Origin of the sequence: Amycolatopsis sp. NPDC005961 (genome assembly GCF_040629235.1) — a bacterium.
Classification (GTDB): domain Bacteria; phylum Actinomycetota; class Actinomycetes; order Mycobacteriales; family Pseudonocardiaceae; genus Amycolatopsis; species Amycolatopsis camponoti.
Window position 1 is genome coordinate 1 of sequence record NZ_JBEXVF010000030.1, and the last position, 14,346, is coordinate 14,346.

14 protein-coding genes are annotated in these 14,346 nt (G+C 72.8%); 7 read left to right on the forward strand and 7 right to left on the reverse strand.

Annotation, left to right across the window (positions count from 1 at the left end):
* Window positions 1-59: 59 nt before the first annotated feature.
* Both ABZ342_RS25355 and ABZ342_RS25360 read right to left on the reverse strand, forming a co-directional pair.
* A complete protein-coding gene (locus tag ABZ342_RS25355) occupies window positions 60-1,094 on the reverse strand; it encodes an alpha/beta hydrolase (protein WP_360477534.1) in 1,035 nt (344 codons plus the stop codon).
* Window positions 1,095-1,186: 92 nt separating this feature from the next.
* A complete protein-coding gene (locus tag ABZ342_RS25360; protein ID WP_360477537.1) occupies window positions 1,187-3,883 on the reverse strand; it encodes an AAA family ATPase in 2,697 nt (898 codons plus the stop codon).
* A 136-nt stretch (window positions 3,884-4,019) separates the two neighbouring features.
* Here ABZ342_RS25360 and ABZ342_RS25365 point away from each other — a divergent pair, with 136 nt between their 5' ends.
* The gene (locus ABZ342_RS25365) at window positions 4,020-5,537 is read left to right on the forward strand and encodes a tannase/feruloyl esterase family alpha/beta hydrolase (RefSeq protein ID WP_360477540.1); all 1,518 of its coding nucleotides are present in this window, start codon (window positions 4,020-4,022) and stop codon (window positions 5,535-5,537) included.
* Between the two features lie 84 nt (window positions 5,538-5,621).
* Window positions 5,622-6,689 carry an aldo/keto reductase gene (locus ABZ342_RS25370; RefSeq protein WP_360477543.1) on the forward strand — a complete coding sequence of 356 codons (1,068 nt, stop codon included), beginning with the start codon at window positions 5,622-5,624 and terminating at the stop codon, window positions 6,687-6,689.
* A 38-nt stretch (window positions 6,690-6,727) separates the two neighbouring features.
* Here ABZ342_RS25370 and ABZ342_RS25375 read toward each other — a convergent pair whose 3' ends face one another.
* Genes ABZ342_RS25375 through ABZ342_RS25385 form a run of 3 tightly spaced genes read right to left on the reverse strand, consistent with a single transcriptional unit; the run spans window position 6,728 to window position 9,761 of the window.
* Window positions 6,728-7,942 carry an amidohydrolase family protein gene (locus ABZ342_RS25375; RefSeq protein WP_360477546.1) on the reverse strand — a complete coding sequence of 405 codons (1,215 nt, stop codon included), beginning with the start codon at window positions 7,940-7,942 and terminating at the stop codon, window positions 6,728-6,730.
* Window positions 7,939-8,373 carry a GAF domain-containing protein gene (locus ABZ342_RS25380; RefSeq protein ID WP_360477549.1) on the reverse strand — a complete coding sequence of 145 codons (435 nt, stop codon included), beginning with the start codon at window positions 8,371-8,373 and terminating at the stop codon, window positions 7,939-7,941. The genes ABZ342_RS25375 and ABZ342_RS25380 overlap by 4 nt, the downstream gene beginning before the upstream one ends.
* Window positions 8,370-9,761 carry an MFS transporter gene (locus ABZ342_RS25385; protein ID WP_360477552.1) on the reverse strand — a complete coding sequence of 464 codons (1,392 nt, stop codon included), beginning with the start codon at window positions 9,759-9,761 and terminating at the stop codon, window positions 8,370-8,372. Before ABZ342_RS25385 ends, ABZ342_RS25380 begins: the two co-directional genes overlap by 4 nt.
* Window positions 9,762-9,891: 130 nt before the next feature.
* Between ABZ342_RS25385 and ABZ342_RS25390 the strand changes: the two genes are divergently transcribed.
* The 4 genes from ABZ342_RS25390 (at window position 9,892) to ABZ342_RS25405 (ending at window position 12,741) form a co-directional block, all read left to right on the forward strand.
* Window positions 9,892-10,767 (forward strand): MurR/RpiR family transcriptional regulator, encoded by an 876-nt coding sequence (locus ABZ342_RS25390; protein ID WP_360477555.1) that lies wholly within the window; start codon window positions 9,892-9,894, stop codon window positions 10,765-10,767.
* Window positions 10,768-10,847: 80 nt separating this feature from the next.
* A complete protein-coding gene (locus tag ABZ342_RS25395; RefSeq protein ID WP_360477558.1) occupies window positions 10,848-11,570 on the forward strand; it encodes an SDR family oxidoreductase in 723 nt (240 codons plus the stop codon).
* A 5-nt stretch (window positions 11,571-11,575) separates the two neighbouring features.
* On the forward strand, window positions 11,576-12,514 hold the full coding sequence (locus ABZ342_RS25400) for an RNA polymerase subunit sigma-70 (protein WP_360477561.1): 939 nt from the start codon (window positions 11,576-11,578) through the stop codon (window positions 12,512-12,514).
* Window positions 12,511-12,741, forward strand: coding sequence for a hypothetical protein (locus ABZ342_RS25405; RefSeq protein WP_360477564.1), 231 nt, complete (start codon window positions 12,511-12,513; stop codon window positions 12,739-12,741). Before ABZ342_RS25400 ends, ABZ342_RS25405 begins: the two co-directional genes overlap by 4 nt.
* Before the next feature lie 32 nt (window positions 12,742-12,773).
* Here ABZ342_RS25405 and ABZ342_RS25410 read toward each other — a convergent pair whose 3' ends face one another.
* Window positions 12,774-12,986 carry a hypothetical protein gene (locus tag ABZ342_RS25410; protein WP_360477567.1) on the reverse strand — a complete coding sequence of 71 codons (213 nt, stop codon included), beginning with the start codon at window positions 12,984-12,986 and terminating at the stop codon, window positions 12,774-12,776.
* Window positions 12,987-13,060: 74 nt separating this feature from the next.
* Window positions 13,061-13,780, reverse strand: coding sequence for a GAF and ANTAR domain-containing protein (locus ABZ342_RS25415; RefSeq protein ID WP_360477789.1), 720 nt, complete (start codon window positions 13,778-13,780; stop codon window positions 13,061-13,063).
* Window positions 13,781-14,022: 242 nt separating this feature from the next.
* Between ABZ342_RS25415 and ABZ342_RS25420 the strand changes: the two genes are divergently transcribed.
* A complete protein-coding gene (locus ABZ342_RS25420; protein ID WP_155541565.1) occupies window positions 14,023-14,289 on the forward strand; it encodes a hypothetical protein in 267 nt (88 codons plus the stop codon).
* Window positions 14,290-14,346 lie beyond the last annotated feature (57 nt).

Sequence of the window (14,346 nt, forward strand, 5' to 3'; positions counted from 1 at the left end):
AGGTGAGCGACGCGGTGACGGCGGCGTCCCGTGGCACCGGTGTCGGGTTCTCACGACCCTCACTGCCGGGCGGCGTCCAGGATCGCCCGGGCGAACGGGCGCGGCGCCTCCTGCGGGACGTTGTGGCCGATGCCGTCGAGGATCCGGTGCTCGTACCGGCCGGTGTACTTCGACCGGTAGGCCTTGCCGTCCTTGGCCGCGCCGTCGAAGTCGCTGGCGATCGTGATCGCCGGGACCGTGATGGCGGGGCCCGCCGCCAGCTTCTGTTCGTACGCCTCGTACTGCGGCTCGCCCGGGGCGAGGCCGAGGCGCCAGCGGTAGTTGTGGACGACGATGTCGACGTGGTCGGGGTTGTCGAAGGCCGCCGCGCTGCGGTCGTAGGTCGCGTCGTCGAAGTGCCACGCCGGGGACGCCGTCTTCCAGATCAGCTTGTTGAAGTCGTGGCGGTTGGCCGCGTAGCCGGCGCGGCCGCGCTCGGTCGCGAAGTAGTACTGGTACCACCAGCCGAGTTCCGCTTGTGGCGCCAGGGGTTTCTGGTTCGCCACCAGGTTCGTGACGATGTAGCCGCTCACCGCGACGACGGCCTGGCAGCGCTCCGGGAAGAGCGCGGCGATGATGTCGACCGTCCGCGAACCCCAGTCGTAGCCGCCGAGGACGGCCTTGTCGATCCTGAGCGCGTCCATCAGGGCGACGACGTCGAGCGCGACCGCTGCCTGCTGGCCGTTGCGGACGGTCTGCGCCGACTTGAACGTCGTCGGGCCGTAGCCGCGCAGGAACGGGACGATCACCCGGTGGCCGGCCGCGGCCAGGATCGGGGCGACGTCGACGTAGCTGTACGGGTCGTACGGCCAGCCGTGCAGGAGCACGACGGGCTGCCCGGCCGACGGCCCGGACTCGTAGTACGCCATGTTCAGCACCCCGGCGTCGACGTGCTTGACCTCGCCGAGCGAGGTGTGCTCGCCGGACCCGGCCCGCGGGTCAGGGGTCGTCGACGGCGCCGCGGCGGGGGCGGTGGCGTTCGACGAGCAGGCCGCCAAGGAGGTCGCCGCCAGCCCCGCCGCGAACGCCTGCCCGAACCTTCTCCTGCTGATCATCTTGACTCCTGTGCGAAAGACCGTGGGACTTTCACGACGTTAGGGAGTTTCGAGTGATCTTCGCGCCCGTCAGGTGACGCAGCGGGTGTAAGTCACCCTTCGAGGGTCTTCAGCATCCCGGCGAGGTCGGCCCGGGAGCTCACGCCCAGCTTGGGGAAGATCCGGTGCAGATGGGTGCCGACGGTCCGGTGCGAAAGGTACAGCCGCTGCCCGATCTCGCGGTTCGTCAGCCCGTCGGCGGCCAGCTGGGCGATGCTCAGCTCGTGCGGCGTCAGCTTCTCACGCGCGTCCGGGCCGCGGTTCGGGCTCGACTCGCCCGCACCACGCAGCTCGCCCCGCGCGCGCTCGGCCCAGGCCGTCATGCCGAGGGCGTCGAACGTCTCGCGGGCGGTCCGCAGGTGCGTCCGCGATTCGACGACCCGCCGCTGCCGCCGCAGCCATTCGCCGAAGGCCAGGTGGACGCGGCCGCGTTCGGCGGGCCAGCCGGCCAGGTCGGCCCGCAGCGCTTCGGCGAACCGCTCGTCACTCGGGTCGAGCACGGCCCGCGCGTACCGCAGGCCGATGTGCAGGGCGGGCGACGGCGTCCTCAGGCACTCCAGTTCGGCGAGGATGTCGCGCAGGGCCTCGGTCTGCCCGGCCCGGACGGCGGCCTCGGCGAGTTCCGGCACGCAGTACGCGCGCAGGGCGAGCTGGTAGGTGGGGTCGGCCGGGTCGAGCATCCGCCGCAGGTCGGCGAAGGCGTCGTCGAAGCGGCCCTCGCTCAGGGCGATCAGCCCCCGCGTGAGCTGGACGGTGGCGAGCACCGGCCGGGCGCCCGCGGCGAGCCCGGCGCGTTCGGCCTCGGCGGCCAGGGTTTTCGCCTGCTTGTGGTCGCCGCGCAGGGCGGCGATCTCGGCCTGGACGGCGGTGGCCAGGCCGTACATGAACGGCTGCCCGGTCTCACCGGCGAACCGCGCGGCTTCGGCGGCGACGGGCACCGCGGCGGCGAGGTCCCCGAGCCGCACGCGGCTCCACGCCTGGACGGCGAGCGCCCGCGGCAGCGCCCCCAGCCGTCCTTGCGCGCGCAGGCCGGGGGCGGCGGCCGCGGAGAAGCGGGCGGCGAGGTCGAAGGCGCCGACCTGCAGGGCGGCACTGCCCAGGTACCGGTCGACCTCGGGATCGGCCCCGGTCGCCCCGGCGAGCTTCCGGAGGTTCGTCAGGACGGCTTCGCCGCGCTCGAAGGGAGCGACGTAGGCGGTGACGGCCACGACGCGCGGATCGTCATCGGGGACGGGCAGCCGATCGGCGACGTCGAGCAGGGCTTTCCGGGCGGCGTCCCCGGGTTCGGTCCAGAAGCACCGCATGGCGGCGCTCCAGAGGATCCGCACGGCGGCATCGGTTTCCCCGTCGTTCGCGGCGTGTCCGGCGGTGACGGCGAGTTCGGCGACGCGCGCGGGGTCTTCGCGAACGCCGTCTTCGAACTCGCTGAGCAGCCGGCTCGCGGTGGCGCGGTGGCGTTTGTCCGCCGGTTTCGCGGCGTGGACGAGCCGTTCGGCGGTCTCGCGACGTCCGGACTCGACGGCCAGCTCGGCGGCTTTGAGCAGCCGCTCGGTCCGGGTGCCGTCGTGTTCGCTGAGCCGGGCGGCCTGTTCGAGAGCGGCGATGGCCGCGGCGGCCCCGCCCCGGTAGCGGGCCCGGTCGGCGGTGCTTTCGAGTGCGCGGGCCACGGTTTCATCGGGCCCGGCGCTCGCGGCCGCTTGGTGCCAGGCGCGCCGGTCGGGCTGGTCGCGGAGGGCCTCGGCGAGGGCCAGGTGGGCCCGCCGGCGGTCGGTCGGGGTGGCGGCCGCGGGGATGGCCGAGCGCATGAGCGGATGGCGGAAGGTGACGGTCCCGGCGGTGAGTTCGATCAAGCGGGCTTCGACGGCGGGGGCGAGGATGTCCGGCTCGACGGCGTCCGTCGCCAGCAGCGAGCCCGTCGCCGCCAGGGTCTCCGCCAGCGATGTCGTCTCGTTCAACGCCGCCACCAGCAATGCCGTCCGCGTCGCTTCCGGCAGCCCCGTCACCCGTGCCGTGAACGTCCTCTCCAGGCGTTCCGTCAGCGGCAGCACCGGATCGAGCCCGTCGAAGCCGGCCAGCCCGGCCGGCAGCTCCGTCAACGCCAGGGGGTGCCCCGCCGCCTCCGTCAGCAGCCGCGTGCGGACCGCCGGTGCCAAGCCCGACGCGACCGCGTCCAGCAGGTCCGCCGCGTCGTCCGCACCCAGCCGCTCCAGGACCATCGGTGCCAGCCCGGCCTCGAGCAGCGGGGACGCAACGCCGTCGCGGAGCGTCGCCACCAGGACGATCGGCTCGGTCTCGATCCGCCGCGCCACGAACGCCAGGACGTCGGCACTGGCCCGATCCAGCCACTGCGCGTCCTCCGCCACCAGCAGCAACGGCTTCGCGACCGCCTCCTCGGCCAGCAGCGTCAGCGTCGCGAGCCCGACCAGGTACGCACTCGGCGAAGCACCCTCCGCCAGCCCCAAGGCGGTCCGCAGCGCGTCGCGCTGCGGCGCGGGCAGCTCCGCCACCCCCGCCCGGACCGGGTGGAGCAGCTGGTGCAGCCCGGCGTACGCGAGGTTCTGCTCGGCTTCGGCCCCCGCCGTACGCAGCACGCGCAGGCCGGCGACCGACGCCGCTGCCGCCGCCGAAGCGACCAGCGCCGACTTGCCGATGCCCGCTTCGCCGCGGACGACGACGCCGACGCGTTCTTCGGGACCGTCGACGAGCTCGCCCAGCTCCTTCAGCTCGGCTTCCCGCCCGTGCAGCGCCATGGAACCGACCTTACCCAACGGACGTTTCCGCAGCTCAAGGCCGAGTGACGTACATCAACAGCGTCATCCGACGGGCGCGGCGACCGCGCGCCGCCACCTAGCTTCGCAGCGTCCACGCAAGCGACCCGAGGAACCGATGAGACGCATCCCGAAGTTCTTGGCGGCCGCCGTGCCGCTCCTGCTGACCGGCCTGGTCCCGCTCGCACCGAGCGCGGCCGCCGTGACGCCGACCTGCGCCGCCGTGTCGGTCCCCGCACCGGCCGGCGCGAAGATCGAGTCGGTGCAGGCGGAACGCAAGACCGCGTACTGCCAGATCACCGTCACCCTGACCCACGACGGCCACGACCACGTCAAGGTCGCCGTGGCCCTGCCCGACACCGGCTGGACCGGACGGCTGCAGGCCCTCGGCGGCAGCGCCTACGCCGCCGGCAACTTCGACGGGCTCGCCCAGGCCGTCAAGGACGGCTACACCGGCGTGACGACCGACGCGGGCGTGTCCCTCGACGGGCTCGACACGTCGTGGGCGCTGACCGCCCCCGGCCAGGTCGACCAGACGCTCCTGACCGACTTCGCCACCCGTTCGGTGCACGAAGAGGCGCTGATCGGCAAGGCCGTCACGCAGCGGTACTACCACCGCCCGGCGACGTACTCGTACTGGACCGGCTGCTCGACCGGCGGCCGCCAGGGCTACTCCGAGGCGCAGAACCACCCCGGCGACTTCGACGGCATCCTGGCCAACGCCCCGGCCGTCGACTGGACGCAGTTCGCCGTCGCGACGCTGTGGCCGCAGGTCGTCATGAACCAGAGCCACGACTTCCCCAGCACCTGCGTGCTTTCCGCGTTCCGCCAGGCCGCGGTCCAGGCGTGCGACGCGCGGGACGGCGTCACGAACGGCATCGTCGACCGGCCGGACGAATGCAGCTACGACCCGCGCGGCCTGATCGGCACGAAGGTCGTCTGCGACGGCCAGGAGTTCACCGTCACGGCGGCGGACGCCGAAGTCATGCGCAAGATCTGGGCGGGCCCGACCGACGAACGCGGCCGCAAGCTGTGGGCCGGGCTCCCCAAGGGCGCGGACTTCACCTGGCTGGCCGGCACGACGCCGGGCCCCGACGGGACGCTCGTCGCGCCGGGCTTCCCGGTGGCCGTCAAGTGGGTGCAGTCGTTCGTGGAGAAGCAGGCCGGCTTCGACACCTCGAAGCTGACGTACGCCCAGTACGCCGACGTGTTCCGCCAGTCGGTGCGGGAGTACGACGACGTCATCGGCACGTCCGACCCGGACCTGTCGGCGTTCCGCCGCGCCGGCGGCAAGCTGATCACGTTCGTGGGCGCGAACGACCAGCTGATCCCGCCGGGCGGCACGCTGTCCTACCGCCGGCAGGTCGAGCGGACGATGGGCGGTGCGCAGCGTGTGAACGACTTCTACCGGCTGTTCTCCGCCCCGGGCGTCGAGCACTGCTTCGGCGGTGGCGGCCCGGAGCCGACGAACGCGCTCGGGCAGCTGGTCGGCTGGGTCGAGCACGGCCAGGCCCCGGCCACGCTCACGGCGGCGTCCGCGGACGGCAAGACCCGCGACCTGTGCCCGCTCCCGTCGGTCTCGCGGTACGACGGCCACGGTGACCCGGCGGTGGCGTCGAGCTACCGCTGCCGCTGAGTCCACGCCGTGTGCGCCGGCCTCCCTCCGGCGCACACGGCGAATGGACTTGCGGGTCCAAAAAACGCGGAGCACGGTGGAGTCATGGCACTCGATCAGTACTACCTCCTCGGCCGTTCCGGCCTGCGCGTCAGCCGGCTCGCGCTCGGGACGATGAACTTCGGCACCGGCGGTTTCCACGCCGCCTACGGCAAGACCGAGGACGAGGTCCGCCCGATCTTCCGGAACTACCTCGACGAGGGCGGCAACTTCCTCGACACCGCGGACTTCTACACCGCGGGCGAGAGCGAGACCATCCTCGGCCGGCTCATCGCCGAAGCGAACGTGCGCGAGCGCGTCGTGCTCACCACGAAGTTCACCAACAGCGTCGACCCCGGCGACCCCAACGCGGGCGGCAACGGCCGCAAGCACCTGGTCCGCGCGCTCGAGGCGTCGCTGCGCCGGCTGGGCACGGACTACGTCGACCTCTTCCTGCTGCACACGTGGGACCGGCTGACCCCGGTCGAGGAGGTCGTCCGCACGCTCGACGACCTCGTCCGCGCCGGCAAGATCCGTTACGCGGGCCTGTCGGACGTGCCGGCCTGGTACGCCGCTCGCGCCCAGAGCATCGCCGAGGCGAACTCGCTCACCCCGATGATCAACCTCCAGCTGCCGTATTCGCTGGTACAGCGGGAAATCGAGACCGAGCACGTCCCGATGGCCCAGAACCTCGGCCTCGGCGTCACGGCGTGGAGCCCGCTGGCCGGCGGCTTCCTCACCGGCAAGTACCGCGACGGCGGCACCGGCCGGTTCGATCCGGACGCGCAGTCCTGGACCGAACGCGATTGGCAGCTGCTCAAGCCGCTGGAAGAGGTGGCCGGCAAGCTGGGCGTCACGATGGCCCAGGTGGCGATCAACTGGGTGGCGACCCAGCCGGGCATCGCGTCGGCGATCGTCGGGGCGAGCAGCGCCGGGCAGCTGGGCAAGAGCATGGCGGCGCTGGACTTCGAGATCCCGGCCGAGCTGCGCAAGGTGCTCGACGACGCGAGCGCGGTGCCGCCGGCGTCGGTGTACCGGATGTTCACGGCGCAGTACCAGAACTGGATCGTCACACCGGACACGAAGGTGGGCGACAAGCCCGCGGGGTACGCGCCCGCCGTGCGGAACTGGTGAACGGGCGCGGAGCGGCCCGGCCGCTCCGCGCACCCCGCTCAGCCCGAAACCACCTCGCCGCCCTGGACGATGTGGCGGAAGTGCTTCGGCTCCGCCAGCACCCCGAGGTCGTCCAGCGGATCTCCCTCCACCACCAGCAGATCCGCGTACGCGCCCACGTCCAGGGTCCCGATCTCCCCGGTCAGGTTCAGCAGCTCCGCCGCCGTCGACGTCGCCGAGCGGATGACCTCCAACGGAGACTGGACTTCACCGCGCAAGCGGAACTCGTGGTTCTGATGACGGTGCATGCCCCCCAGCAGGTCCGTCCCGTACACCAGCTTCACGCCGCCGCGGGCCGCGCGCTCCAGGGCCGCCATGCCCGCGCCCAGGACCTCGTCGACCTTGCGCCAGCTCGACTCCGGGAGGCCGTGCTCGCGGCCCTCCTCCTTCAGCGCCCAGTACGTCACCAGCGTCGGCACCAGGTACGCGTCGTGCTCGAGGAACAGCGAAACGCTGCGGTCGTCCAGCAGGTTGCCGTGCTCGATCGACCGGACGCCCAGCTCCAGCGCCCGGTTCACCGCGCGGGCGGTGTACGCGTGCGCCGCCACGTAACGGTTCGCCGCCGACGCCTCCTCGACGATCGCGGTCAGCTCGTCCGCCGAGTACTGCGTCGAGTCGATCCGGTCGGTCGGGGACGCGACGCCGCCCGAGGCCATCACCTTGATGTGGTGGGCGCCCTTGCGCAGCTCGTCGCGAGCGGCCGCGCGGACCGCGTCGACGCCGTCGGCCACCCGGCCGAGGCCCGCGCAGCACGGGTGGTCGTCCTTGACCTGGGTGCCGCGCGTGCGGCTGTCGCCGTGCCCGCCGGTCTGGCTCAGCGCGCGCCCGCAGAACAGCAGCCGCGGCCCGCGGAACAGGCCGTCCGCCTGGGCGTCCGCCAGGCCGTAGTCGGCACCCGACGCGTCGCGGACCGTGGTGAACCCGCGGTCGAGCATCCGGCTCATCGTGTGCGCGGCCTGAGCGGCCACATAGGACGGTGACGACGACGACAGCGAGCCCAGGTCCGCCGTCGACGCCGTGACGTGCACGTGCGCGTCGACCAGCCCGGGCAGCACGACCGCGCCGCGCAGGTCGAGAACACGCACGTCGGCCGCGGCGAGACCCGGCCCGGCCTCCACGATCCGGCCGTCGGCGGCACGCAGGTCGCCTTCGGTGTACTCCCCGGACAGCGGGTCGAGCAGCCGGGCGTTGCGCAGCAGCAGGGATCCGGTCACCGGTTCTCCTTCTCCAGGTCGAGCAGTGCGGACACGGCCAGCGGCGCGAGCGATTCGGCCACCACCACCGCATCGTCGTCGTAGGTGCCTTCCGCGTCGAGGATGTTGAGCACCCCGAGCGTCCGGCCGTCGGCGATCACCGGCACGTTGATGATCGAGCCGCAGCCGAGGCTTTCGATCAGGTCGTGGTCGGCGAAGATCTCCCGCACCGCCGCGCGGTCCGGGCCGAAGTACGGCTCCTGCGCGGTGATGCACTTGTCGAGCCAGCCCGCGGCGACCTCGACGCTCTTCTCGCCGCCCACCGGGTACTCCGCCGGATGGCTGCTGTGCACCCGGCGCAGCGCGTTGCGCTCGGGAACCCACGCGAGCACCGTGAACAGCCGCACGCCGATCGCGTCGCGCACCCGTTCCTCCACAGTGGACAGACTCACTTCGTCATCTCCTTCGCGGCGGCCTTCGGCGCGCCGTGTTCGGTCAGTTCTTCCAGGGAGCGGCCGGCGGTGGACAGGCCGAAGACGAGCACGCAGAGCACGCCCGCCGCCAGTACCGCGGTCGTCATGCCGAAGACGCCGGCGAAGCCGAGGCTCGCCGAGGACAGGCCGATGATCGTCGGCGCGAGAATGCTGCCGACCCGGCCGAACGCGCTGGACAGGCCGGTGCCGCTGGCGCGGATCCAGGTCGGGAACACCTCGGGCGTGTAGGAGTACACGCCGGCGTAGGTGCCGTTGAGGAAGAACGACAGCACCGCGCCCGCCAGGGTGATCGACCACGGCGCGCTCGTCTGGCTCAGCCAGAACGCGCTCACGGCCGAGCCCGCGAGGTACAGCGCGATGGTGTGCTTGCGGTCGAGCCGCTCCGACAGCCACGCGGCGGAGAAGTACCCGGGCACCTGGGCCAGGTAGATGATGATCGAGAACTCGAAGCTCTTCGTCACCGTGATGCCGCGTTCGACGAGCAACGTCGGGATCCACGAGAAGAAGCCGTAGTAGGAGAACGTGATCACGAACCAGACGGTCCAGATCACCGCCGTCCGGCGCCGCATCGCGGGGCTCCACAGGAACTTCAGCGCGCTGAAGAGGTTGACCTTCGGGGTCTCGGTCGCGGGCTGGGCGTCGGCGGGCGGCACCGGCGGGAGCGTCGTGCGGGTGGCCTTCTCGACGTCGCGTTCCATCTTGGCGACGACGGTTTCGGCCTCGGCGGTCCGTCCCTTGGCGAGCAGGAACCGCGGCGACTCGGGCAGGGATCGCCGCCACCACAGCAGCATGACGATCGGCAGCGCGGTGACGAGCTGGGCGATCCGCCAGCCGTCGTCGAACGACGGGACGACGAACCGGCCGATCAGCGCGGCCGCGACGAACCCGAAGGAGAAGAAGCCGGCGAGCGCGCCGACGAACCAGCCGCGCCGCTTGGCCGGCACGAACTCGGACAGGAACGGCGCGATGATCGCGCTTTCCGCGCCCGCGCCCGCCCCGGCGAGCACGCGGGCGCCGAGGAAGATCTCGTAGTTGGGCGAGAAGGACGCGATGACGGAGAACACCGCGTAGAAGGCCAGCGCGTACATCATGACCTTCTTGCGGCCGATGCGGTCGCCGAGCAGGCCGGCCGCGATCGCGCCGAAGAGGAAGCCGAACGGCGTCGCGGAGCCGATCAGGCCGAGCTGGCCGTTGTCGAGACCCCACGCCGCCTTGGCGCTGGGCAGCAGGAAGGCGACGACCGCCGAGTCCATGCCGTCGAAGGTGTAGCCGAGCCCGCCGATCAGCAGCAGCTTGTAGTGGGGCCGGCTCAGCGGGAGCCGATCCAGTCGTGCCAGCAGGGTCATGGGGGAACGCCTTCCGTGTCGGGCGCCGGGGAGTGCGGACAACGTATACTGCGTTTTCGCGGTTTTGCAACGTTCATTGCAAGACGAGATCCCTGCGTTACGGTCTACCCGACCTGAGGGAGGGCACGAAGTGGCGGAAACCGACGACGGGTTCGAGGCGTGGCTGCGGGACCGGCTGCCCGAGCGGGGCCTGCGGCCGAAGTCGGCCGCGGTGCTGGAGGTCCTGGTCTCCCAGCCGAGGCGGGCGTCGTTCGGCTCGACGGCCGAGCTGGCCCAGCTCGCCGGCGTCAACGTCGCGACCGTGACGCGCACGGCGCAGGCGCTGGGGTTCGCCGGCTGGCCGGCGTTGCAGCAGGAGCTGCGGGCGCGGTACATGTCGTCGCTGAGCGCGCCGCAGGTGGCCGAGGAGCACCGCGGTGTCGACTCGCCGGGCTCAGCCTCGCTGCGCCGGGACCTCGACAGCCTCGCCCTGCTGAACCGCCGCTTCGACGAAGAGGTGCTCCGCGAGGTCGCGCGCGCGATCGCCGCGGCCCGCCGGACACTGGTGATCGCCGACGGCAGCTACGCGGCGGTCGGCATCGCCTTCGCGCACAACGCGCGTCTCGCGGGCTACGACGTCCACGCGGTGACGGCCGGCGACGCGGAACTGGCGAACCAGACGGCGAAGCTGACTTCGGACGACGTCCTGGTGGCGATCAGCTTCTGGCGCCTGTACGAGAGCACGGTCCTGGCGGCGAGCGAGGCGAAGAGCCGCGGCGCGCGGGTGTTCGCCGTGACGGACGCGGCGAGCCCGGCCCTGGCGGGCGCGGTCGAGCAGGTGCTGATGGTGCCGGCGGAGGGCGTGACGTTCTTCCCGTCGCTGACCGCGGGCATGGCGCTGGTCCAGGCGATCGTGGCGCAGCTGGCGGCGGTCGACCCGGCGCGCACGAGCGAGTCCATCGAGGCCGCGGAGGCGATGTGGTCGCGCTTCGACCTGCTGCACCGGAGGCCGTCCACGCCGATGTGACCCGCGTCACTCAGCGACGGTTTTCCCTTTCCCCGGCGGTCTGGATCCGGTCCACACCGCATCGACCACCGGGAGTCCTCATGTCCACCACCGCCGTAGTCACCGGGGCCGGCCGCGGCTTCGGGCGTGCCATCGCCGCCGCGCTCGTCGCCGAAGGGCGCACGGTCGTCGGCATCGCGCGCAGCGAGTCCGACCTCGACGCCGTGCGCGACGAACTCGGCGCGGGCTTCGTCCCCGTCGCCGCCGACGCGACCGACGACGCCCTCGCCGAAAGTGTGCTCCGCGAGCACCGCCCGGGCCTGCTCGTCCTCAACGCGGGAACCGTGCCGCACATGGCGCCCGTGCACGAACAGACGTGGGAGACCTTCAGCCGCAACTGGCACGTCGACACCCGGCACGTCTTCGCCTGGACGCGCGCCGCACTCCGGGAACCCCTCGAAAAGGGCGGTGTCGTCGTCTCGATGTCGAGCGGGGCGGCGATCGGCGGGTCGCCGCTCAGCGGCGGGTACGCCAGCGCGAAGGCCGCGATCCGGTACCTGCGGGCGTACGCCGCCGACGAGTCGGAACGCGCCGGGCTCGGCCTCCGGTTCGCCACGCTCCTGCCGCAGCTGACCCCGCTGACCGGTCTCGGCGCGGCCGGCGTCGAGGGCTACGCCGCACGCACCGGCGTCGACCGCGACACGTTCGTCAAGAACATGGAGTCGGTCCTGACGCCGGAGCAGGTCGCCAAGGCCGTCCTCGAGATCGTCGACGGAAGTGCGGCCGAGTACCAGGTCAGCGGCACCGGGCTGCGTACGCTCTGAGTGCCATGCCGGACTTCACCGCCGAGACCGAGCCGTTCCGGCCCGAGCTGCTCGCCCACTGCTACCGCCTGCTCGGCTCGATCCACGACGCCGAGGACCTCGTGCAGGAGACCTACTTGCGGGCGTGGCGCGCTTTCGGCGGGTTCGAGGGCCGGTCTTCGGCGCGGCGCTGGCTGTACAAGATCGCCACGACGGCGTGCCTGACGGCGCTGGAGACCCGGGCCCGGCGGCCGCTCCCGTCGGGGCTGGGCGCGCCGGCCGACGACCACCGGGTGGCGGTCGCGGCGGCGGACCCGTCGGTGCCGTGGCTCCAGCCGATCCCCGACGCGCTGCTCGACCCGGCGGCCGTCGTCGCCGGGCGGGCCGGCGTGCGGCTGGCGTTCATCGCCGCGCTGCAGCTCCTGCCCGCCCGGCAGCGGGCGGTGCTGACCCTGCGCGACGTGCTGGCGTTCGGCACCGGCGAGGTCGCCGAGCTGCTCGGCACGACCCCGGCGGCGGTCGACAGCGCGCTGCGCCGCGCCCGCGGCCGGCTCGCCGAAGCGGGCCCGGTGGAGGCGGACCTGGCGGAGCCGGCCGGGCAAGGTCCCGTGCTCGACCGGTACGTCGACGCGTTCGTCCGGGCCGACCCGGGCGCGCTAGTGACGCTGCTGCGCGCCGACGTCGAGCTGGAGATGCCGCCGATCCCGACGTGGTTCACCGGCCGGGACGCGGTCACCGGGTTCCTGGGCCGGCGCGTGCTGCGCCCGGGCGCCTGGCGGCTGGTCCCGACGCGCGCGAACGGCCAGCCGGCCCTGCTCGAGTACACGGCCACCGGCGACGGCCGGTTCGAGGCCCACGGCGTCCAGCTCCTGACGCTGACCGGCACCCGCATCGCCCGCATCACGGCGTTCAACGACGCGACACTGGTCCCGGTCTTCGGCGCGCACGCCATGCTGGGGTCATGAGTCCCCGCCTCGGCCTGCTCTACCCGACGCGCGACTGCGGTGAGGACGACTTCGCCGCCTTGTGCCGCCGGCTCGACCCGGCCATCGACCTCGGCTTCGCCTACGTGGACTGGGGTCCGGGCATCGGGCGCGTCGACGAGCTGGACGCCGCGGGCAAGACGGCGGCCGTGCGGGAACTCGGCGCGCCCTCCCGCCTGACGGCGGCCGTGAGCAGGCCGACGCGCTGAGCGCGCTCCTCGGCGTTCCGGCGAACAGCACCTCACTGGCCTATCTGACCGCCCTCGCCCGGCTGGACGTCGACCGGGTCGCCCTCGCGTCCGTCTACCACCCGGACCTGACCGCGGTCTTCGCGGGCTTTCGCGGCCGACCACGACGACGCGCAGGCGGTGCTCGTCCCGGAGACCGCGCTCCCCACGACGCCGTTGCTCGCCGAGCTGGAGGACCGCCTCGGCAAGCCGGTGCTGACCGCCACCGCCGTCACGGTCCGGGACGCGCTGGAGCAAGCCGGCGCGGCACCGGAGTGTGCGGGGCTCGGGGCACTCTTCGCTAGGAACGCCCGCCGCCCGCGGAGCTCATCCGCTTCGTGAACCGCGCCGCGACGTCGCGCAGCTTCGTGTTCGTGTTCTGGGACTCGACGATCAGGCGCTGCATCGCCGCGTCCTCGCTCACCCGGTGGATCAGCATCAGCATGCCCTTGGCCTGCTCGATCACCGCGCGCGTCTCCATCGCGTGCCGGAGCTCGTCGGCGAGCAGGCGGGCCTCCCGGTAGCGGCGGGTCAGCCGCAGGACCGTCTCGACGCACAACGTGAACAGCCGCAGCACCTTCGTGTCGAACTCGTGGTAGCCGTGGGCCCCGAAGCCGAACAGCGTGATCGCGCCGACGAGCGTGTCGTCCACGCGCAGCGGCACCGCCAGGTAGCTGCCGACGCCGAGCTCCTTGGCCGCGAGGACGAACTCGGGCCACCGCTCGCCGGTGTCGCCGACCGCGACCCGGACGACCTCGCCGGTGAGCGCCGCGAGCAGCCCGGGACCGTCACCGGCGGCGTACTGCACGTCGTCGATGCGCCGGGCGCGCTCGTCGGTGAAGGCCGCCGTGGTCGTCACGCCGTCGCGGACGACCATGATGCTCGCGAGGTCGGCGTCGGGCACCACCCGGACGGCCTCGCCACAGACGGCGTCGAGCAGGCCCGGAGTGTCGGAAAGCGACTCGAGGACCCCGACGAGATCGGCCAGGACGGCGTTCAGCTCGTCGACCCGCTCCGCCATGCCGTCGCCAGTGGTCGGCACAGCTCCCACCCCTCCCCATGCGTCAAGCGGCGAGCAACGGGAAAGGGCTCGCCAGCAGCGTCAACCGAGACCACCGCTGGCGTTTCAACGGGTCCGGGAGAACTCTACCGGCCGCCGCGTCCGGTTCGGCGTCGGCCGCGCCGGGCCGGCTCGCGACGGCGTTTGCCGGCGCTCGCGGCGGGTACGCGCGGAGGGCTGAGGGGGCACGTGAGGAGGCCGTCATGGCCGAACAGGAAAAGCACCACGGCTGGGCACCGGACGTCGCGGGCGACGACCCGACCGCGGCCGAGGCCGCCGACAAGGCCCGCGAGGCGAGCGGCTCGCCCGGCTCGGAGGTCGCCGCGGACGGGACGCAGTCCCCGACGGACCTGGAGCCGGACTCGGGTGACAGCGGCCGCCGGGGCGCCGAGGAGATCGCGGCCGAGGAAGGCGCTGAGGCGGAGGGCCACAAGGGGGCGTCGCAGCGCCCGTACGGCTCGGTGGACTGAGCGACCGCGCGCCCCGCGCCCCCGGTATCCACGCTAGCGGAGGGCACCGACAAGATC